Genomic DNA, 20,548 nt, shown 5'->3' on the forward strand with positions numbered 1-20,548 from the left:
TCATGGCAGTTTTGAAACAAATTTCAACAGGTCGTATTGTTGCTGGTGGGCTGACAAACCAAGAAAGCGCTAAGAAAATGGCCAAAAATGCAGGCGTAGCTGAAGGGGATTATCAGCTTGTTTTCTCTGAAAAAGAGATTCTAGATTATCGCCGAGAGGGATATGCACAAGCTTGCGATCATTTGTTCATCGATTACATGGCTAACCTAACGGAATTAGGTGACACGGCACAGGCTACCATTGACGCAAAACAGGCATGGCTCAGCGCTAGAGCCAGTGTTAAAGCCAGTTTCCCAAAATCATAACTCGTTAAAAATCCGCTATGTGCCTGACTAACTGATAGTCAGGCACTTCTCAAAACTTTACTCAAGAGCTTAGTTATGTCTTTGACAAACTTTAGCGCCATTGATCTCAGCCGTTTGCCGGCGCCAAACCTCATTGAACCTCTAAGCTATGAAAAGATTAGGGCTGAGATTTTAGAAGATTTTAAAACACGGTTTCCAGATGCTGAATTGAACTTAGTTAGTGATCCTGTCATAAAGCTAGTTGAGTCTTTTGCTTATCGAGAACTACTGTTGCGTCAGCGCATCAATGAAAGTGCGCATGGCGTGCTTTTGGCAAATGCCACAAGTAGCGAGCTAGACTACTTAGGCAATCGGTTTGGTGTGCAAAGAGCAATATTAATTCCTGCGGATGACAGCATAATCCCACCTCAGGAAGCGGTATATGAGAGTGATGAGCGCTTTCGTGAACGAATAGCACTAGCGCTAGAGGGGTTCAGTACTGCGGGGCCGGCTGGAGCCTATGCTTTTCATGCATTAAAAGGGTCTCAATATGTAAAAGATGTCTTTGTAGATGCGCCTCAATTTGCCTACGCCGACTTGCCTGAACAAGTGACTAATTTGTTGCCTCCTAGTGCAAAGTTGCTGGTATGCACTGAGAATGCGGGCATTACATCCGATGTGTTGGCTGGGATACAACCGTCTGAGCCAATGCCTGGAGACGTCGTACTTACATTGCTGTCTAGCCAAAGTAATGGCCACGCATCGCAGGAGGTTATTGATGATGTTAAGGCTCAGTTGAACAAAGATAGTGTTCGACCATTAACCGATCGAGTACTTATTAAGTCTGCCGATATTATTGAGTTTGACCTTGATGCCACATTACATATCTATCCGGGGATGGATGGCGAAGCTATTGTTTTGGAAGCTAAAAATAGCTTAGTAACTTGGCTTAAGCAGCATCATAAATTGGGCCATGATATATCGTTATCAGGCTTGTATGCAGTGCTTCATCAAGCTGGTGTACAACGAGTTGAATTGCGCAGTCCGCAATGGGATATTACTGCGCACGCTCATCAGGCTGTATTTTGTAAAGGGATGAATATTGAGGTAGGAGAAGAGCATGTCTAACTTTTCTCTACAAGGGAATACGACAGAGCTTGAGCTAGCGCTAGAACACTGTAGCGACCGAATCCTAAAAATCCCTGTGAAGACGCATCAGTTATGGGATCCATTTCAATGTCCTACTCATTTTCTTCCATGGTTAGCGGACGCCCTAAGCGTAGATGTTTGGGACAGTAGTTGGCCTGAACATGTTCAGCGCAAGGTTATAGCTGACAGTGTACCAAGGCACAGATATAAAGGCACGGTCAGCGCTGTCAAAAACTCACTGACGGTGCTCAATGCAAGCGTTGAGCTACAAGAGTGGTGGGAATATGGCGGAGTGCCTCACAGCGCTAAGCTTCTGGCGATAGCAAAAGAAAACTTGGACAGCAATGGCGACACGTTTTTAAGTCCTAAATTACAAGCACAGATGTGGCAATCTGTGGTGGCAACCAAACCGATGCGAACGCAGATAGACTTTACTATTGGTGTAAACCTAAGTGCTGATATTCAGGTCTTTGGCGGGGCTCAAAGTGCAACAGTTCAAGCAGCTTCATATCAAGACAAACCTATCTTTAACTTTTCTCCTGTTGGAGTGGGTACCTTTGCAGCTGCGCAATCATGCGGTGTGCAAACAATACGGTTTGGCGACAGTCCAAGCCTAGATTTTGACTTGTGCAAAGTACAAGTTTTAGCAAGCGGTTTTGCAACCCAAGTGGGGGTTGATCGGTTTCAAGATGCACCAAGAGCAAATTTTTCTTCGTCATCTGTGGTTTCTGCAACAGCAATGTCGACTCATGTATCAAATATGCTGTTACAAGACTCCCCTAAAGCAAGCTTTACGACAAGTAGTTCAATAGCGGGCGGTGCTTACACCGTTTCAATTCAAAATATCACGCTTAATTTTTAATCTGAGGTACATATATGAATGTATATACACCCGTTGTGACCCAAGAAGGGATCAATGCAGCGGTGAGTGCCCTTGAACAAGGGGTTAAAATCCAAATTGGCCATATTGCAGTTGGGGATTCGGGTTACACACCTGATAGAAATCAAACTGCACTCAAAAGCCAGAAAAATACGGCGCCAGTATCAGGTGCTGAGGTAGTCGGAAATGGCCAGTTTCATGTAACTGCTGAGTTTACCGATGACAAACAGTATGCGGTCAAAGAAGTCGGCTTTTTCTTAAACGATCATGCGGATGAAGGTCAAAGAACGCTATTTGCTGTCTGGTCCCACCCAGAAAACGTACTTTTCTATCAGACGCCGATTGCAAAAATCGTTCAAGGATTTGATTTATTACTATCAGCTGTACCGCCAGATAGCCTTGATTTTAACGTAACAGGGGATTTGAGTATTTACTATGCAGATGAGTTTGCAGCGATGACAATTGCTCAGACCCAAATGGCAACTGCACAGATCGAATCCAATTTACGTCAAATTAAGTTCAATGAAAGGCTTTTGAGCTTAGGAGGCTAAAATGAGTTCGTTGAGTACACAACTAGGCATACTTCAAACATCTAATTCTGAGCTTGCAACCACTGTGAGCGAGCTCACAGCAGCTGTCATTGCGCAAAATTCTGAACTTAAAGCATCAAATGATTTGATTGCAGCTGATAATCAAGCGATTAAAAGCCAAATCACAGGTTTACCTGATGTGGTGTTTGAGCAAGTAGACAGCGTCTTGCCTGCACGTATTGATGAGCGAATGGAGCTGCACCTTTATTTAGATGTAACAAACGGTAACGACAGTAATCCAGGTACCGCGAGTGCCCCGTTTAAATCGTTAAAAGCGTTAATTGACTCGGCTCCCATGGGCTCTGTAATTATTATCTTTGGTCCATTGGGCCAGCGAATCGATGTGAATGAGCGTATTCAAATCTCAAACAAAAAAGTTGTTTGTAGATTGATAGGAGCGACACTTAATCTCAATGCAATTATTGAGGTGTATGGTTCGCTACTTAGATTTTCATACCCATTGATTGCCGTAAATTTATCAGTACCAAAGGGCATCTCTCATTATTCAGGTGACATTCGACTCAATTGCACCAAACTCGTTCCAGCAACGGGCTCTGAAGCACTATTTTTACAAGTGTATACAGGTGGAGATGTATCAGGGCCAGGCTCTCACCATAGTAATATCTTATTTACGGGTGAGGTAGACGGTGCTAATGCAACGGCTGATTCGCCTTTTTATGTTTTTGCACCTACGTACTACATGTCTTCAATGATTGTGACAACTCACAACATTACACTCGGTGCGAATACCAACCTATTTCACCCGACTTACCAAACTCTACAAGTTGGTACCAAAGGTGTTTATCTAGTGGGATCTTAATATGCTGATTGATTTTGAATATAACGGTAAGAAGTACATGCACTTTGATACCGAGCAAGAATGGCCTGAGTTCACAGCCGAGCAAAAAGAGCAAATTATAGATTTGGCCCTATTTGCTGATATCAGAGCAAAAAGGAATCGTCTGCTCGCTGAATCAGATTACACTCAAATGCCAGATAGCGACCTAAGTGACAGTGAAAAACTTGCTTGGGTTGCATACCGAAAAGAGTTAAGGATGCTACCTCAAAATTATACCGCAGCTACTGATGTTATCTGGCCAATATCGCCATTTGATGCAGCGAATAAATAATAGATGTAGGCAACCCCTACTTATTATAAACCGTTTTTTTGATTTCCAGACCTTCCCTTCATTGCTTAATGTCATTAGACAAATGCGAACAGGGAGTGGCAACGGTTAAATCTACCTTAGAATTTTTTTAGAAAGGAAACTTATAGATGTCTACACAAGCAAAAACGCTTGAACAGCTAATCACTGAATTGCACTCTACCAATGGTGAACTTATCACAGCTAACAATGAGCTAACGAGTACCGTTGTTAATAAGATGGGGGCAATTGATACAGCATTAGCTAACGCTCAGACTGAAGTAAACACTGCCGTCACGACTGCAGATAGTCGTATAAGTCAAGCAATTCTGGATTTGGCGAAGAGTCATGCGGATATGCGTATCAATTATTATGATCGCAAGGTGCATACGAAAGATACTTTGGTGCAAGATAATGCTTTAGTCGCAGACCCTAATGATGAATCCAAGTCAATTTGGGTTAGGGTGCCTAATGGCGGAGATTGGAGTGGTTTTCATACTTATCCTGCTGCAAATAGAATGACCAAGCTACATACCGTTGCGGGTTACTCATACTCTCCTGGTTATAGTGAATCTCCTGTGCAGTATGCAAGAGATTGGAGCCGCACATATATGCAATTTATTTTGACTAACTCAGAGGCAACCAGCGAGCAAATCAATGAAAATATTGCATCGCAAGGTGTTGATATTAATATCTCACTTACTGGCGGTTGGTGGAATGGCTCTTCAGTGAGAGATATTCCTTCTATGCAAGTCTCTGGATTGCATACTTACAGCAGTTTATTTGTTCGATTGGTCAATGTTGTTTCTGACGGGGTTACTGAGCCTGGAGATAAACAGCCTCAAAACATTATTCAATTTGGTGGCAGTTGTAACTTTGCAATTGACCGTGTTGTTAACTACCCAAGAATCCCTGTATAGGTGAATCATGTTAGAAAATACAGAATCTGAATTTAAAGATACTTCCGTTGTATACGAGAAAGAAGAGCAACGTAGCCGCATTCATTACGCTGTTGCAGACTCAGACTCTTTAATTGGTACAACTTCAGACACAGTGCATCTACTCTTAGTAGAATTTGCAAAATTAACTAAAGCCATTGCTGCGGCGACTACTCTTGAAGAAGTCAAAACAGCTGCACAGCCTTCGGCCGATTTATTCGCACCATTATTGAACAAGCAAGTTGCCAATCAATTGACTTTTCCTTATCAACATAAAGGCATTGACAATGTATTTGGTGAAATTTCAGCTCGTGCGCAAGGTGTAGCCGATATTATCAAGTCGTAAAGACTTTAACTTATCCAAGAACCCACTATGAACTCCCAGTACTTTGATTTTTCTGCGCTGCCTGCGCCGGACATCATTGAGCCACTGGACTATGAAACTATCTACCAAGCACGTAAAGACAGGTTTAAATCACTTGCACCACAGTATGCTGATGCACTTGAGCTTGAAAGCGATCCATTGACGGTATGTCTGCAAGTGGAAAGCTACCGAGAGTTACTGTTACGCCAACGCATTAACGAGGCGGCGTATGCTAACTTACTGGCTACAGCAAAAAGCAGTGATTTAGACCAGCTTGGTGTGTTTTATGGTTTGGTGCGTGCCGAGGGTGAAGAAGACGGTAATTACCGTCTTCGCATTCGGCAAAAAACATTGGCGTCCAGTACTGCCGGCAGCAAAGACCACTACCGCAATGCAGCGTTAACCGCTGCTCCAAATACTATCCAAGATGTTGAAGTGGATAGCCCAACCCCGGGACGTGTGCGCGTCTCTATTTTATTTCAAGACAAAGAACATGCTGATGATTTACTCGAACAGGTAAGAAACCATGTATTGAGCGATCAGGTAAAAGTGTTAACTGATCAAGTCGAAGTTAATCACGCAGAAGAAGTGCCTATTGATGTCAAAGCTGATATTTATCTACAAGACAATGTGCCAAATTGGGTGTTTACTCAGTTGGAAGGTAAATTACATGAAGCTTGGCAAGAAACAATGGCACTTGGTGTTGCTATGACGCCGAGCTGGCTAAGTGCTCAACTTCATGTAGAGGGAGTTAAGCATGTAGAGATACATACCCCAAGTTCTTTGATTGAAATAGCTTCCAATCAATATGCTCAACTAGGGCAAATTCAATTATGTCTCATCACTTAAAAACTGATAGCGACGCATTATTGCCAATCAATCACAATGACCTTCAAGCAGCTATTGTAAAGCATGGCCAACTTGAAACCATTCTAGGTGAGGGAGTGCAATTACTGCGTGGCTTTAAGTCTCATCCAAAACAATCTTTGTTGCCTTGGTTGGTATGGGAATATGGTTTGGGTGCTTTAGTCCCTTACCTTGACGATTTAGACCAAGTATTGCAGCAAGGACTTGCCTGGCAAAGGATCCGTGGTACACAAAAAAGCTTAGAAATGGCTTTTGATTGGTTGGGGTTTTCTATATCTGACGTTGAAGAGTCCCAATCTTATCGGCATTTCTATCGCTATCAGTGTCATTTAAATCAGTTGCCTAAGCTTGATGATGTTGAACGTATGGCACAATTAGCAGAGCTGAGTGCCCCAGCACGCAGTGAGCTAGTCCGAGTTACATACCAGCTTGATTTAAGAGAACTTAAACTATCATCAAGTACCTTTGGTACGTTACTGAGTGACCATTCAGGCTATCGGCATCGACTTAAAAATGGCAAGCTGCTGCGTATCAGTACACAGCGTTCTCATGACGCGTTTGTAGATGCGCCTGGTGCAGTGGTAAGTGCGCGTGAACGCAAGCAAAACTGTAACTGGCAAAGCTATTCATCTCAAGTACTTGGCAGTATGCGATTAAGCGAGCCTTTCGCTTATAGTTTTGATTCAGTTAATGCACACAGTCGTCAAACAAGTCGTGCATATACTCTTGGCCAAGCCATGTGGTTTGGTCACTGGCAAGCGTCGTCTTGGTCAACAATGCGATATCCTCAGGTTATCACTTCCCACCAAGCGTCACGCTAATTCAATATTTACTCATGAACTAACCTAGGCCCGGTTTAACTTCTTTTGTCGTTCAATCACTAAATTACCTCACTGGGATAAATACGTCAGATGAGACGCTCAGTCGTGCGTAGTGATGCATTCTCCTAGCTGTTTAGTGAAGACTTTAGCGGGTTAAATCAGGTTAGGTAAAATAAGGAATTACTTTGGCTATTCTAACACGTGCAGGGCGAACATTGTTTGCTCAAACTATTGCACAAACTCCTATTTACTTAGCCTGGGGACGCGGCGAGACTCCGTGGCAATCCCCCCCGGCTGAACCCATAGTAGCAACTGAGCTCGCAGCGCCTATTGGCTTTCGCAAAGCTAGAAAAGTTGCATTTTGTTATCCCGATGATCAAGGCGACATCCATATTCAAGGTGGGCGATTTAGCCTTTCTGAACAGCCTACGCAACATGTCTATTGTGAATTTACATTCGATTTTGCTGACGGTGTAGGTGAAACGGTGCGCGAATTAGGCTTGATGTCAGGCACTCAGCAATTAGCAGATTTACCTGCAGGGTTATCTTATTTGCTGCCAGAACAAGTCGCGTCTCCAGGAACGCTATTACTGCTTGAACACCGTGCGCCGTTAGTGCGAGAAGAAGGTGTGAGAGAAAGTTTTGAATTCGTCGTGAGTTTTTAGAGGTTTTTATGCTTGACGATTATTATGAAAAATTTCATGCAGACTCGGGCTATGAACGATTGTTGTTCAGAGCTGGTAAGGGTTTGCAAAGCAGGGAGCTAAACGACTTACAATCTCAAGTAGGTCATCATCTAAAAGGCGTCGCAGATGTACTTTTAAAAGACGGTGACTTAGTCAAAGGTGGTGAGTTGGTGGTAAATACCAAGTCAGCGAGTGCATTAATCACTGAAGGTGATGTGTACATGGCAGGTCAGGTGCGTCCAGTGCCCGGCGGTGTGGTTCCCATTGATTTAAACGCGACCGTCGATGTTGGTGTGTGGCTAACACACAATGTGATTACTGAGCTACAAGATCCAAGTCTTCGTGATCCAGCGGTAGACGCGATTAATTATGATGAACCTGGTGCAGCGCGCCTGCAGCAGGTTTGTCAGTGGGGATTATTGAGCGATGCCCTAGGCCCAGACGAAGCTTTTTATCCTGTGCACCGCATCGAACAAGGTACTTTGATTATAAAGCAACCGCCACCTCAGTTGGATGCGGTGACACAAGCACTCGCTCGATATGACAGAGAAGCCAATGGTGGAAGTTATGTCGTACAAGGTATGGCGCTAAGCTATCGTGGTGCGGAGCAAGGAAAGCAAAGTTTTAGCTTAGAAGAAGGTAAGGCGCATATAGAAGGTTATGAAGTGGCTTTTGCAACTTCGAGAACCACTGAGTTTGATTACGATCCAAATATTGGTGAAGTCAAAGAAGAGCCAAAAACATTTCAAGCCGATGATCAAGGCTTGATGCGCATGGATACAGACTTCTTTCCAGTTAAGTCTATTGATGAAGTAAATGTCACTGTAGAAAAAACAACGCAGCTAACACGTGGCCAGCTCGCTGGTGGTGAAGATTTACTACCAGACGAATCTGTTTTGGAAATCCTCAATATAAAGCAAGGAGAGACCGTTTATACCCAAGGTGCTGACTTTATCTTTTTGCGCAATCACATCAGTTGGCAGTTAAGTGGTCAAGAGCCAGCGGGCGGCAGCCTTTACGAGGTGACGTACCGTTATCGTAAGCAGTTAGCGGTCGAGTTTGATGAATATGGCTTTAGTCTTGAAAAGCAATTATCAGATGGTGGCCATATTGTTGACAATACACTCGTAACGATTGACTACCAGTGGTATCGACCAAGGGTTGATTTGATTGTGCTCGATAGGTTTGGCCAAATTAAGCGCATTAAAGGTCAAGCTGCACACCAATTTCCTATTGCACCAAAAGCGCCCGCACACCACTTGGCACTTGCGCAAGTGACACAATCTTGGCTTTCAAGCGTAGCTCCGGACATTGAAAATTTGGCAGTTAGAGCGGTTTCTATGTCGCAGCTAGAGCATATGCAAAATCAGATAGGCGATCTTTACCAGCTACTGGCTGTTGAGCGTTTGCGTAACGATGCCAATAGCCAAGATCCAGCGAGTAAGTATGGTGTATTTGTGGATCCGTTTATTGATGATGATATGCGTGATGCAGGTATTGCTCAAACAGCTGCAGTTGTCGATGGGGAATTAGTATTGCCATTGGAAGCTGAAATTTACCAGTTGCAGGTACCTAATGGTAGAGCGTTAACGTTGCCTTACGAGCTAGAAGATATACTGGAACAGCCAAAGCAAACTGGCAGCATGAAAATCAATCCATATATGGCTTTTGAGCCAATTCCAGCAGATGTTCGCCTTACGCCAAGTGTCGACCACTGGACACAGACGCATACAAACGTTGCAAGTTCCATCACACGAAGATTTTGGGGGGGCAATGGTTTAAGGGTGCGAACGCAAACTATCACTTCAACCCAAGTAATTAGAAGTTCGACACGTCGTGCAGAATTTTTAAGAAGGCGTTGGGTAAGTTTTTCTCTGTCAGGGTTTGGCGGAGGCGAAGAGCTAGAGCAACTTACATTTGATGGCATCACACTTATACCGGAGGGACAATGACCTTAAAAGCCGATGCTCAAGGCCGATTATCCGGCCGATTTTACATCCCTAGTAATGTGCCTGTGGGCAGTAAATCTGTGCGCTTTACTGGCAAACAAGGCTCACGAGGGGAGGCCACCTATACTGGTAGTGGCACGATACGAACGCAAACAGTACGTCGAGTAAACAACGTTTTACAGTGGCGCTTTGACCCACTAGCACAAACCTTTACGCTTCCAGAGCTGCGCTTTATTGCCGGTGTTGAGCTGTGGTTCAAGAAAATAGGTGAAAAAGCGGTTCGTGTTCAGATCAGAGAAACCGATCTAGGATTGCCAAACGACACAGTTATCGCAGAAACATCTCTACCAGTTAGTCAGTTACAAGCTAGCGGCCCGACTTTGTTTGAGTTTGCGCCTGTATCACTCAACGCAGGTCAGGAATATGCAATTGTGGTGTTGAGCGATGACGCAACACATGAAGTCGCGATTGCAGAGCTTGGTAAGTTTGACCGCAGTAGTGGTTGGGTTACAAGTCAGCCGTATCAGGTTGGTGTGTTGCTGTCTTCAAGTAATGCATCTACATGGACACCGCATCAAAATCGCGATTTAAGCTTCCGTTTAAAAGCAGCACGTTTTACTGATACAGAGTCAACTGTCGAGCTAGGCGAAGTCAACTTGGCTGAGCATAGTGACTTATTGGCAATGGCAGTAATTGAGCGACCAAGTAGCGAAACGCAGTTACATTTTGAATTTAGTGGTGCGCAAAGTGGTGACTTTAACTTACAAGAGTCCCAAGCGCTGCGTTTGCCCAATATTTTAAATGAACCGCTCAAAGTGAAAGCTAAGCTTGCAGGAACCGCGACTCAGTCACCGGTTTTGTATGACAGTGTTCAAACTGCACTTGGTAAGATTAGTAGCGAAGCTGATTATGTAACGCGCGCGATTCCATGCCGCTTAGGCGGTAGCTTAAAGGTAAGTTTTGAAGCTCAGCTTCCAGGTACTGCAAAAGTTGAAGCGTTTATTGAACAACAAGGTCAGTGGCTAAATATCCCATTGAAAACGACTCAACCGGAAGGGGACGGCTGGTTACTGTGTAACTATGAGTATTCGAACCTAGCCGATGCGCAATCTCGTGTGAAACTAGTACTCTCAGGTACTCATTTAGACAGACCAAGAGTACGTTCGCTTCGTGCATTCTCTGTATAAGGGGGCGCTATGATTGAAGACAAAACCCCCTTTTATTCACTGCCCTTACCCCATCCAGACAATTTACTACAACAGGATGTACTACGCATAAAGTACGCGCTAACCGGCGTGGACAGGCTTATGTACATGCAAACCAACCTTCGTCGCCAGCAAGATGAGCTGTTGAACGAAAAACTTAGACGAGTAAAGCTAAACCAGCTACTCGGCGAATCATTATTAACAATATAAGAGGACATTATGGCGAGTATACAAAATGCCGTGCAAGTCATGGTAGATAAGCTAGTTGCTGACATGCAGGGCAACCAGCCTTTAACCGCTGAAGAACAGGCGTTGGTAAGTAATGCCATCACTAAATTGACTGACAATACAAAACTGGAGCAAGCAGTTGTTGCCGTTGCTGAGTCACATATTAATGATGCTACAAGCGCACTTCAGCAGGTCTCGCAATCAACGGGTGCCGCATTACAAACGGCGACAGAGTCTTTGACTCAAACGAGCACAGATCTTGGTAATAAGTCAGATAAACTTGATCTGCTCGACGCGATGGCACCAAACTTGAACCGAGTGGAGTCTTTGCAGGCAACCAATAACTCTCTTCAAGTTAGGCCTTTAATGCCAATGACGCCTATCGATATTGCAAGCACGTCATCTAATAATCGTAGGTCAACGCCGGTATTTGCTGTGTATGACAGCAATGGCGAAACCCATGTTGTTCGACCTGGATTTTCTCACAATGGAAACACCGAGCAATGTCGCTTAGAGTTTTTAAAGTTGAGCGCAAATGGTGCTGAAAAAACCACCACGCACACTAGTTTTATCTACACAAATGCGTTTGAGCAAAACCCAGCGAGTAAGATCTATTACTACGGCACCAGTGCTTATATACCTTTGGCAAGTAAAAATAACTCCGCTGATATTCAATATGAGATTGTCTATAGTACTCAGGATTCTCAGACCACAGCTGTGGCAAACTATGGCGGAATCTTTTGTAAATCTTCTGGTTTTACTTCAATTACTAAACCTAAACAAAACCTCAATGCGACAGATCAGTTTGGTGTAAGTACTTTAACTAGCCACAACTACAATGAGGTGGGGGTGTTATATGATAATACTAAGCATTGCTTGGTTATGGTGGATGAAGGCACATCTGTATTAGTAGAGAAATACCGTGACGGTAATATTGTAACAAATACCGCTATCGCCAATGCTGAAGAGCTTCAAGCTTATGTGGACGCAGGCGACTTCACGGTTGTGAAGTTCATCTATCATAATATGCAATGGCCATATGGCATTAATAGTTACAATCATGCGGAACAAACAGTAGCTGGGTATGGAACTAGTTATTATGGGTTCTTCGGACGTTACAATGGTGTCACCAAAATGGGTGAGCACAAATACAGTGTGCATTATCGTTTTACCCAAGCTAAACGCTTAGAGCCGATTAATTACTTCTTTAGTAATAGCTCAGGTCACTACAAGACTGCTAATTCAAATGGTACTTACTCTCCAGACTCAGAGGTAAAAGTGGTACTTGAAACTTTTGATGGCGAATTGTTGGGCATGTATTCATATCAAGCGAGAGCATATCACGCAGGTTACGATTGCGGCATATTAGGTGGTGCGATTAGCTGTATTAACCCTTACTCAGGTGCTGGGATTCTTAACGAGCACTATACCTATAACCAATATGGCCTTGGCCGTACTTGTCGCGCATTTTAAGGAGTGATTATGAGTTGTGAATATTTTGCCGATAAAGGCATGAAGATTGATGGTAACTATTGGCTAGTACACCCTCAAACAGGCGTCGCTTGGAATGACACAACAGTGGCTGATTTTAAACAAACCTATGAAGCTCAGCAGATCTTGCTAGAAGAGGAAAGGTTTGCGGCATCAAAAGCAGAAAAGTTACAAGAGATCAAAGAAGCGGTGTTTAATAAATTAGGTAATGAGCAATGGCGTGTACAAAAGGCACAAGAACATATGCTTATTGCAGAGTTGTCTGGGGATCAAGCAGCACTTGGCTTGAGTAAGTCTCAATTGCAGGAGTTGCTTGCCAAACGAGAGCAGCTGCGCAAAGCGAGCGATGAAGCAGAGGTAACTATTGCAGAGATTACAACACAAGCTGAACTTGATGATTTTGAGTTTGATGTAAATATTTCATTATAAACCTTTACAGTGACCCGTTTTATTCCCAATAAACGGGTTAGTATCAATATTGCTTGAGAAAGCAACAGAACTGTTATTCCACAACCAAAACCCGCTTGGCCATACCAAGTGGGTTTCTTTTACTGAGTTTTAGGGTTCTATCTCATTATTGCAAATAGGTCAGGAATGACCTGTTTTAGAGCCTTAAAATCAGTAAAATAACCCTAAGCTTGAGAAAAGCCTAATACACAATCTAAATTGACTTAAAGCCACACTGTTTATAGAAATATAAGCCGATGTGGCTTTTTATTTTGGGGTGATTTTAACTGAATTAAAGCGGTCAGGAATGACCTGTTTTAGAGCCTTAAAATCAGTAAAATAACCCTAAGCTTGATAAAAGCCTAATACACAATCTAAATTGACTTAAAGCCACACTGTTTATAGAAATATAAGCCGATGTGGCTTTTTAGTTTCGGATGATTTTTAACTGAATTAAGGCGGTCAGGAATGACCTGTTTTAAAACCTTAAAATCAGTAAAATAACCCTAAGCTTGAGAAAAGCCTAATACACAATCTAAATTGATTTAAAGCCACGCTGTTTATAGAAATATAAGCCGATGTGGCTTTTTAGTTTGGGGTGGTTTTAACTGAATTAAGGCGGTCAGAAATGACCTGTTTTAGAGCCTTAAAATCAGTAAAATGACCCTAAGCTTGAGAAAAGCCTAATACACAATCAAAATTGATTTAAAGCCATGCTGTTTATAGAGATATAAGCCGGTGTGGCTTTTTAGTTTGGGGTGGTTTTAACTGAATTAAGGCGGTCAGGAATGACCTGTTTTAAAATCTTAAAATCAGTAAAATAACCCTAAGCTTGAGAAAAGCCTAATACACAATCAAAATTGATTTAAAGCCATGCTGTTTATAGAGATATAAGCCGGTATGGCTTTTTAGTTTGGGGGGATTTTAACTGAATTAAGGCGGTCAGGAATGACCTGTTTTAAAACCTTAAAATCAGTAAAATAATCCTAAGCTTGAGAAAGCTATACACAGTTATCCCATGAATCAAAACCCACATTTAATTAAATGTGGGTTTTTTATTTTAGGAAGATATTTTATGAGTGGTTTCACTAAATTAGATCTGTCAAAAGTTCCCGTTCCAGATTTGATTAAATCGCTCGATTTTGAACTTTTATATGCGCAGTTAAAATCTCAGTTTCTACTTGATAACCCGCAGTATGAAGCGGCACTTTCTCTAGAGAGTGACCCAATAGCGGTGCTTTTACAGACAGTGGCTTATCAACAAATATTACAAACGCAGAGTATTAATGATGCGGTCAAAGGAAATATGCTAGCTTCTGCGCAGGGAAATGACTTGGATGCCATCGCTGCTAGGTACAATCTTGCACGAAAAGAACAACCATTAGAATCGGATAGTGCATTTAGGCAACGTATCCAACTTGCATTTAATGGCTTAAACACGGCAGGAAGCAGCGAATCATATATTTACCATGCAATGTCCTGTGATGCTGAAATTAAAGATGTTTCGGTACAAAGTCCTGAGCCGTGTGACATTGAATTGACAATTTTGAGCCATATCGGTAACGGCCATCCCAGCGATGCTCTTATTGAAACTGTTCAACATTATTTTGCGGCTCAAGGAAGAGCGCAACCCAAAGTGGATGAAAGTGCCTCTAGAGTAAGGCCCCTAGGAGATCGAGTAACAGTCCATAAAGCGGCAATTAAACCATTCTCAGTTCAAGCTGAGCTGTCAATTCTCTATGGACCGTCTGGTGAAACGCTTGTATCAACAGCCCAACAAGCTGTGATGGAGTACTGTAAGTCTCGGCAGTTTCTTGGCAAAAAAGTGACAAGAGCAGGGATCTATGCTGCATTGCATCAATCAGGTGTTGAGGATGTAACATTGTTAAGTCCCGTTGAAGACATTGTATCTTCTGCGACAGAGGCGCCTTTTTGTGAGTCAATATCTGTGACTATGGAAAATGTCTATGAATAAGTTACTGCCTTCGAGTGCTTCTTCATTGACAAAAGAGCTAGGTACGGCACTTGCGTCACATAATACTGTCCGAAAACTGTTACTTTCGTTACTAAATCTTCCTACTCGCAGCGATGCAGAGTTAGTATGGCTGGCAAAACTATGTGGACTTCAACCAGTTGATGTGCTCACTGATCCTGCTTGTTTGCAGCAATGTCAAACTAGGCAGCTCATCGTTTTGGTTGATATACCCGAGTTTTGCAGTGTTGTTCAACTGAATGAAATGGCTGAGCAACTTGCAATTGAAAATTGGGATGTCAATGCTGCGGAATCGAATAACAGAGCTGTGGTCAAATCTGCCTGCGTTTTAAATGACACGAGGCTTTTAATTTCAAGTCTTTGGAACCCTTTTCTGTGTCCAGCAGAGCTATTACCTTGGCTCGCTTGGTCCGTATCTGTTGATGAATGGGATGAAGCATGGAGCGAGCCTTTAAAAAGGCAGGTGATAAATGATGCATTCGCGGTTCATCAAGTAAAAGGCACTCCTTATGCGCTACAAATAGCGCTGGACAGCCTAAATATCAAAACAGAAATTCGAGAGTGGTGGCAGGGTGATAACGTTGAAGAGTTACCCAGAGGTACAGTACAGGTTTGGGCACTAATTAATAGTAATTTGGATGAACACCAGCAAGGAATGCTGACCCCTCAAATGTTAAAACGAGTTCGCCGAATTGTGGAGTCTGTTAAACGCGGATCTATCCATATTGATGTGCAGCTAGGGTTGGCATTTACCGAGGGGTTGGGTTCGACGGGTGTTGCTTCGACTGCGATTCTGCAACGAAATGACGCGCCCCATGGTGTGGGAGTTAAGCCGCCAAATATGGTGCAAGAAAATGCACTTTACGGTGCACAAGACACACTTCAGTCTGGGCACTATGCGATCTCGGGTAAAGGAGTTATACCACCGTATTCTAAAGGGTCAACTCATCTTGCTGGAACGTCAGGGTTGAATCAATCTGCACACTTCGCAATTGCAGGTAAAGGAGTGGTACCACCTAAAACCACGAGTACTAACTCGATTTTGGGTGTAACAAATACACAGCAATCTCAACATTTAGCGATTTCTGCGACAGGGGTAATACCTGGAAAAATAAGTCGAGGGAGTGGCTTGGTTGGCGTGATAGCCAGCTGCCGAACTTCGAGTATTCATGTTACTGGAAGTGGAGTGTTACCTGATAGCGTGACTGGGAATGAGCATTTAGTTAGCGCTACTCGGCAAATAATCTTTCAACATTTTAACTTACAAGGAGCTGCTTAATGTCTGCATTAACGTTGCAGTTTACTCAAGTAGGCTTAGATGCTTTGCTGGCAGCCAAAGCCAACGGCAAAAAAGCGCAAATAAGCCATATGGCATTTGGTGACGCAAGCTATACACCAACTCAAACACAAACAAGCTTGCAAAGCCTCAAAGAACTCCAGCCTATTCGTGATGACAATTATGAAACGGATGAAAACCATCAGGTTACGGTGGTGGCGTTGTTCGATAAAAAGATATCAGCCCCCGAATATGCGATTCGAGAGGTCGGTGTATTTATTCAAATAGACGAGCCTGTAGGCAGTGACGAAAACCTTATTTTGTTAGGTGTTTATTCGCAGCCTAACCGCACGCTTGGCTATAGAACGCCGGATGTGAAAATTTTACAAAGTGTGACGTTGAGCTTGGCGCAACTGCCTTCTGATAGCGTAGAGATAAAGCCGGGCATCGATAACTTTAACGTATTGTTAGACAACGAGTTGGCGGACTTAACTTTGGTACAACTAGATACAATGCATCGGCAATTGAAACAAGAGTTACGCTTGGCTGCACTGGAAAAGCTTTAATCGTTTAATTAGGAAAATACATGTCAAACGAACATACTACGATCACTGAAAGCTTGGCGAAAGTCGCCACGCGCGCTAATGAGCTGTGCAACAGTGTTGATGAGCAGTTATCTGTTATCAACTCTACTTTGACTTCTGAAAAGCAAAAAATGGCGGCTAAAACTGCAGAACTAGCAGCGTTTACACAGGCTGCTGTAGATGAGTCCAAGGTAAAAATTGATGCACTAGTAGATAATGGATTTCGCTCTGAAATCCCTTTTTTTAGAGTGACGAAAAACCAAGAATTAAAAATCAATGGAGTATTAACACCCGGTACAAAAGGAACACCCACAGGGTTTGCTAACAGAGCATCGCAGTATGAATGTGAAATTGTTGCACATACTCAGCATGGTGTGGACCCAGATCAAAAGGACCCTGAAATCCAAAAAATGTGGTCGGAAGTTCACCACACTATTCCGAAGCACAACCAGCCAGAGTTTGCAATTATTAGGTTAACGGCAAAAGACGTCGCAGATTACCCGACAGTTCTCAGCAAGTGTTACTCAATTTATCAAGGTGCTCTGCCACAAAATGGCATATTCACATTTGGTGCTTGGGTAAAAGTTGAGCAAGGGGAAGTTCATATGGGTTACCCATCGAGTGACGGAAGCACAAGATTACCGAACGATAACAAGTGGCATGAGAGAATGTACAGTGGTTCGGTCTTATCTGGGGGAGCTTATTATAACTTTGGCCCTCATTTTTATCTGACAAAAGGTGCTAGCTGTTTGATTGCACTACCTGGCGTAGTGTTAGGTAAAGTACCTGAGGGGCGTTGGGGATATTTCGAAAGACCTGTTTTTGAGAGGGAGCAATAAATGCTAGAGCACATTACAAATCAAGTAGATGAGTTGGGTGGTGTACGCAGCCAATATGATATTGATGTCGATTTACGTGATTTTCTAAAAAAGACAGATTGGTATGTAATTAGAGAATCAGAGACTGGTGTGGCGATGCCTGAAGAAATTAAAGCACAACGTGAATTTGCCAGAAGTCAGATTCAGACACCTTCGCTAAAATAGAATGAGGTAGATAAAACATGTCTAGTGATAATCTATCTATTACTGAACGGCTCACTAATGTTTCAGCACGCGCCAATGCGCTGTGCGATACGGTGCAAAGCCAAATTGGCAACATTAACAATACAGTGTCAGCGGCTGAGACAAAGTTTGATAATTACATGAGTGGAGCTCGCGCTGAGCTATCTCACATTCTGATGAGCAAAAACCAGAAAATGGAGCCTAATGATAGTGGGACGGCAATCAAAGGGTTCACAACCATTGGTTTAGAGCGATTTGAAGTTATCAAAGAAGCGACAATTTATGCAGCCGCTGCGAATGATACTGATCATACAGGAAAAGGAGTTGCACAAGACTTTCGTACCAATGTGTATAATGGCTATGTTAACTCTGGCTTCCATATTTTGCGTATAAAATGGAAGAGAAATGACGCCTCTCACCCTGCACGAATTGACAATAACTACTGGTTAGGGTTTCAGCAAGGAGCACTATCTACAGGTTGTTATCTAAAGTTAATTTCAGGCAGTATCGAAGGTACCATGCAACCTGTGAAGGAATATAGTAACGGTTGGCAATTACTGGGGTATCATCAAAGAGCAGACAATCCGTCCAAATCATTTTACGGACCACATACTAAGTTGGGGCTCTCTTCCTCAACGCTTGAAGAAGGAGAAGCGTTGATCTGCCTATTTGGCAGTGTCAGTGGTTTCGTTGATTTTGAAACTGCGGGTTGGGGTGTATATCCTGAGTTTGCGAGACTTACTGATGTGTCTTCCGCTATTTCGCAACTTAGAACTGAATTGACGCCGTAGTCTGGTGCTGTGATAAGGAATAAATACTATGCAAATCAAACATAACGACACCTTGGTTGCATCAATCGGTGAAGCTTTGAATTCTGCGCAAGTAGCACAGTTTCTTGCAGTGAATGAAATTGATATTCCTGTAGATGAACTAACTCTTGAGTATTCTCAAGGTGAAGCGCTGGAAGCTCGCAGAATGGCTTACATTGTGGAGTCTGATCCGTTATTTATGGAATGGCAATATGATCAAATTGAATCAAGCAAACAAGCTTGGTTAGATAAGGTGGCAGAAATAAAAGCGCGCTTTCCATTTCCTGCGTAACTTGTTCGGGCATTTCGTCCTTCTCGACTCACTTGTTTCCCACGAGTCACAACCATCATAAGTTTTAACTTTAAAGAGTAATTAATCTCATGCAAAGATGTACCTTAATCAATAAGGTGCTTGAATGCTTATCATCTGGACTTCAAGGGGTGGCACAAGTGGGGCTGTTAAAAGCCACACAACCCTACCCAGATCTGACGCAGCAAGCCCAACTGACAGTCAAGCTGCTAGGCGAACGTCAAGCCAGTGAACTGCAGGCAAAAGGCGCCGACAATGGCGTGACGTATGGACCGTCGTATAACAAAAACCTCAGTCCGAATTCACTCGATAGAAGAGTGTTGCAACTGCAGCTAGAAATTGAGTTGGAAGATGCGGATAACGCACAGCTGTTGCAAAGACTTGACCAATTGATAAGTCAGTGTGAGGCACTTGTGATGGTGGACGAAATGCCCACCTATTGGCAGCACTTTATCGCCCAGAAAAGTGATTTTACTTTTAGTCATCAAGTAAGCACAACATTGGCAAAAGCACAGCTTGATTGGGCATTTTATTATCAAGTGGAATACCCAGACGACCCAGCCGGACCTAAAATCAAAGAAGTATATCTTGGCCCTAAAGGGGGCGAATATAAGCTGATTAGCAAGACCACGACACCGGCTTAGGAGGAACTATGTTAGTTAATCAACAACAGTCTGAATTGGCTGTCTCTGATTTACAACACCGCTTTGCCAAACTTATTTCGGTAGGCACGGTGGAAGAGGTTGATTATGAGTTAGCTAAAGTGACTGTGCGAATCGGTGAGTGGTTGACTGCGAAGCTACCATGGCTCACTAGTCAAGCAGCTCAAGACATGACTTGGCAGGCTCCAGAAGTGGGAGAACAAGTGATGGTTTTATCGCCTTGTGGTGATACTGCTCAAGGTGTTGTGCTGGGTAGTTTATACGCTAATGCACATCAGCAGCCACATCACAAAATGACCCATGTTACAGACGCAACAAGTGCGGGTGGAAGCTTAGTAGAAGCGCTGCAAGCTGTTGCTCCTGAATCTAGAGAGCATATTCAGCGCACTCGCTACCAAGATGGTGCGATTGTGCAGTATGACAGAGAAAATCATGCCTACGATATTTTTGTGCCACAGTCTGACCCCCAAGCAAAGATAAATATTTATTGTGGTGGAGACATCAATGTAGAGTGCCAAAATGACACCAATATCAAGGTGGGTAATGATGCAAACATTGAGGTCGTTAATAACGCGACCGTTGCGATAGGTGGTGCGGCACAGGTTGATGTGACTGGCACCGCAGATGTGACGGTCGGCGATAACGTATCAGTTAATGGGAATGCCAATATTGATATTGTTGCGGCAGGAGCTTTGAATCTTAAAGGCGACTCAGTCGCGGTGACTGCAACTGGTAGTAATGTTGACGTAAGAGCGTCGGCTACTCTGAAGCTAAACGGCGCGAATATTAGCGCGCAAGAGGGATAGATT

General features: G+C 43.3%; 25 protein-coding genes. All 25 read left to right on the forward strand.

What is annotated here, in order from left to right; genetic code table 11:
- The first annotated feature begins 2 nt into the window (after window positions 1-2).
- Window positions 3-305 carry a hypothetical protein gene (locus N475_RS12315; protein WP_063359598.1) on the forward strand — a complete coding sequence of 101 codons (303 nt, stop codon included), beginning with the start codon at window positions 3-5 and terminating at the stop codon, window positions 303-305.
- Window positions 306-380: 75 nt separating this feature from the next.
- On the forward strand, window positions 381-1,412 hold the full coding sequence (locus N475_RS12320) for a baseplate assembly protein (RefSeq protein ID WP_063359599.1): 1,032 nt from the start codon (window positions 381-383) through the stop codon (window positions 1,410-1,412).
- Window positions 1,405-2,295 (forward strand): phage tail protein I, encoded by an 891-nt coding sequence (locus N475_RS12325; protein ID WP_063359600.1) that lies wholly within the window; start codon window positions 1,405-1,407, stop codon window positions 2,293-2,295. The genes N475_RS12320 and N475_RS12325 overlap by 8 nt, the downstream gene beginning before the upstream one ends.
- A 14-nt stretch (window positions 2,296-2,309) precedes the next feature.
- The gene (locus N475_RS12330; RefSeq protein WP_063359601.1) at window positions 2,310-2,864 is read left to right on the forward strand and encodes a phage tail-collar fiber domain-containing protein; all 555 of its coding nucleotides are present in this window, start codon (window positions 2,310-2,312) and stop codon (window positions 2,862-2,864) included.
- 1 nt (window position 2,865) lies between these two features.
- Window positions 2,866-3,723 carry a hypothetical protein gene (locus N475_RS12335; protein ID WP_063359602.1) on the forward strand — a complete coding sequence of 286 codons (858 nt, stop codon included), beginning with the start codon at window positions 2,866-2,868 and terminating at the stop codon, window positions 3,721-3,723.
- Between the two features lies 1 nt (window position 3,724).
- Window positions 3,725-4,033, forward strand: coding sequence for a tail fiber assembly protein (locus N475_RS12340; RefSeq protein WP_081216122.1), 309 nt, complete (start codon window positions 3,725-3,727; stop codon window positions 4,031-4,033).
- A gap of 146 nt (window positions 4,034-4,179) precedes the next feature.
- Window positions 4,180-4,968 (forward strand): hypothetical protein, encoded by a 789-nt coding sequence (locus tag N475_RS12345; protein ID WP_063359603.1) that lies wholly within the window; start codon window positions 4,180-4,182, stop codon window positions 4,966-4,968.
- 7 nt (window positions 4,969-4,975) lie between these two features.
- On the forward strand, window positions 4,976-5,332 hold the full coding sequence (locus N475_RS12350) for a hypothetical protein (RefSeq protein ID WP_063359604.1): 357 nt from the start codon (window positions 4,976-4,978) through the stop codon (window positions 5,330-5,332).
- Window positions 5,333-5,359: 27 nt separating this feature from the next.
- The gene (locus N475_RS12355; RefSeq protein WP_063359605.1) at window positions 5,360-6,199 is read left to right on the forward strand and encodes a baseplate assembly protein; all 840 of its coding nucleotides are present in this window, start codon (window positions 5,360-5,362) and stop codon (window positions 6,197-6,199) included.
- Window positions 6,184-7,038 (forward strand): phage tail protein, encoded by an 855-nt coding sequence (locus N475_RS12360; RefSeq protein ID WP_063365367.1) that lies wholly within the window; start codon window positions 6,184-6,186, stop codon window positions 7,036-7,038. Before N475_RS12355 ends, N475_RS12360 begins: the two co-directional genes overlap by 16 nt.
- Before the next feature lie 185 nt (window positions 7,039-7,223).
- Window positions 7,224-7,703: a hypothetical protein gene (locus N475_RS12365; protein WP_063359607.1), complete on the forward strand. Its 480-nt coding sequence runs from the start codon at window positions 7,224-7,226 to the stop codon at window positions 7,701-7,703.
- Window positions 7,704-7,711: 8 nt separating this feature from the next.
- Window positions 7,712-9,676 carry a DUF4815 domain-containing protein gene (locus N475_RS12370; protein ID WP_063359608.1) on the forward strand — a complete coding sequence of 655 codons (1,965 nt, stop codon included), beginning with the start codon at window positions 7,712-7,714 and terminating at the stop codon, window positions 9,674-9,676.
- Complete coding sequence (locus tag N475_RS12375; protein ID WP_063359609.1) at window positions 9,673-10,860, forward strand: hypothetical protein; 1,188 nt, start codon at window positions 9,673-9,675, stop codon at window positions 10,858-10,860. The genes N475_RS12370 and N475_RS12375 overlap by 4 nt, the downstream gene beginning before the upstream one ends.
- A 9-nt stretch (window positions 10,861-10,869) precedes the next feature.
- The gene (locus N475_RS12380; RefSeq protein WP_063359610.1) at window positions 10,870-11,088 is read left to right on the forward strand and encodes a hypothetical protein; all 219 of its coding nucleotides are present in this window, start codon (window positions 10,870-10,872) and stop codon (window positions 11,086-11,088) included.
- Window positions 11,089-11,097: 9 nt separating this feature from the next.
- Complete coding sequence (locus N475_RS12385) at window positions 11,098-12,579, forward strand: hypothetical protein (RefSeq protein ID WP_063359611.1); 1,482 nt, start codon at window positions 11,098-11,100, stop codon at window positions 12,577-12,579.
- A gap of 9 nt (window positions 12,580-12,588) precedes the next feature.
- The gene (locus N475_RS12390; RefSeq protein WP_063359612.1) at window positions 12,589-13,026 is read left to right on the forward strand and encodes a hypothetical protein; all 438 of its coding nucleotides are present in this window, start codon (window positions 12,589-12,591) and stop codon (window positions 13,024-13,026) included.
- A gap of 1,093 nt (window positions 13,027-14,119) precedes the next feature.
- A complete protein-coding gene (locus tag N475_RS12395) occupies window positions 14,120-15,019 on the forward strand; it encodes a baseplate assembly protein (RefSeq protein WP_063359613.1) in 900 nt (299 codons plus the stop codon).
- Entirely contained in the window at window positions 15,012-16,316 is a 1,305-nt protein-coding gene (locus N475_RS12400; protein WP_063359614.1) for a phage tail protein I, read from the forward strand. The genes N475_RS12395 and N475_RS12400 overlap by 8 nt, the downstream gene beginning before the upstream one ends.
- Window positions 16,316-16,879: a phage tail-collar fiber domain-containing protein gene (locus tag N475_RS12405; protein WP_063365368.1), complete on the forward strand. Its 564-nt coding sequence runs from the start codon at window positions 16,316-16,318 to the stop codon at window positions 16,877-16,879. The genes N475_RS12400 and N475_RS12405 overlap by 1 nt, the downstream gene beginning before the upstream one ends.
- A gap of 20 nt (window positions 16,880-16,899) precedes the next feature.
- The gene (locus N475_RS12410) at window positions 16,900-17,736 is read left to right on the forward strand and encodes a hypothetical protein (protein WP_063359616.1); all 837 of its coding nucleotides are present in this window, start codon (window positions 16,900-16,902) and stop codon (window positions 17,734-17,736) included.
- On the forward strand, window positions 17,737-17,940 hold the full coding sequence (locus tag N475_RS12415; RefSeq protein ID WP_063359617.1) for a hypothetical protein: 204 nt from the start codon (window positions 17,737-17,739) through the stop codon (window positions 17,938-17,940).
- 17 nt (window positions 17,941-17,957) lie between these two features.
- Complete coding sequence (locus tag N475_RS12420) at window positions 17,958-18,749, forward strand: hypothetical protein (RefSeq protein WP_063359618.1); 792 nt, start codon at window positions 17,958-17,960, stop codon at window positions 18,747-18,749.
- A gap of 28 nt (window positions 18,750-18,777) precedes the next feature.
- Window positions 18,778-19,059 carry a hypothetical protein gene (locus N475_RS12425; protein ID WP_063359619.1) on the forward strand — a complete coding sequence of 94 codons (282 nt, stop codon included), beginning with the start codon at window positions 18,778-18,780 and terminating at the stop codon, window positions 19,057-19,059.
- An 89-nt stretch (window positions 19,060-19,148) separates the two neighbouring features.
- Complete coding sequence (locus N475_RS12430) at window positions 19,149-19,721, forward strand: hypothetical protein (RefSeq protein WP_063365369.1); 573 nt, start codon at window positions 19,149-19,151, stop codon at window positions 19,719-19,721.
- Between the two features lie 8 nt (window positions 19,722-19,729).
- Window positions 19,730-20,545, forward strand: a complete 816-nt coding sequence (locus N475_RS12435) for a phage baseplate assembly protein V (RefSeq protein WP_063359621.1) — start codon at window positions 19,730-19,732, stop codon at window positions 20,543-20,545.
- The last annotated feature ends 3 nt before the right edge of the window (window positions 20,546-20,548 follow it).

It is taken from the genome of Pseudoalteromonas luteoviolacea DSM 6061 (assembly GCF_001625655.1).
Classification (GTDB): Bacteria; Pseudomonadota; Gammaproteobacteria; order Enterobacterales; family Alteromonadaceae; genus Pseudoalteromonas; species Pseudoalteromonas luteoviolacea.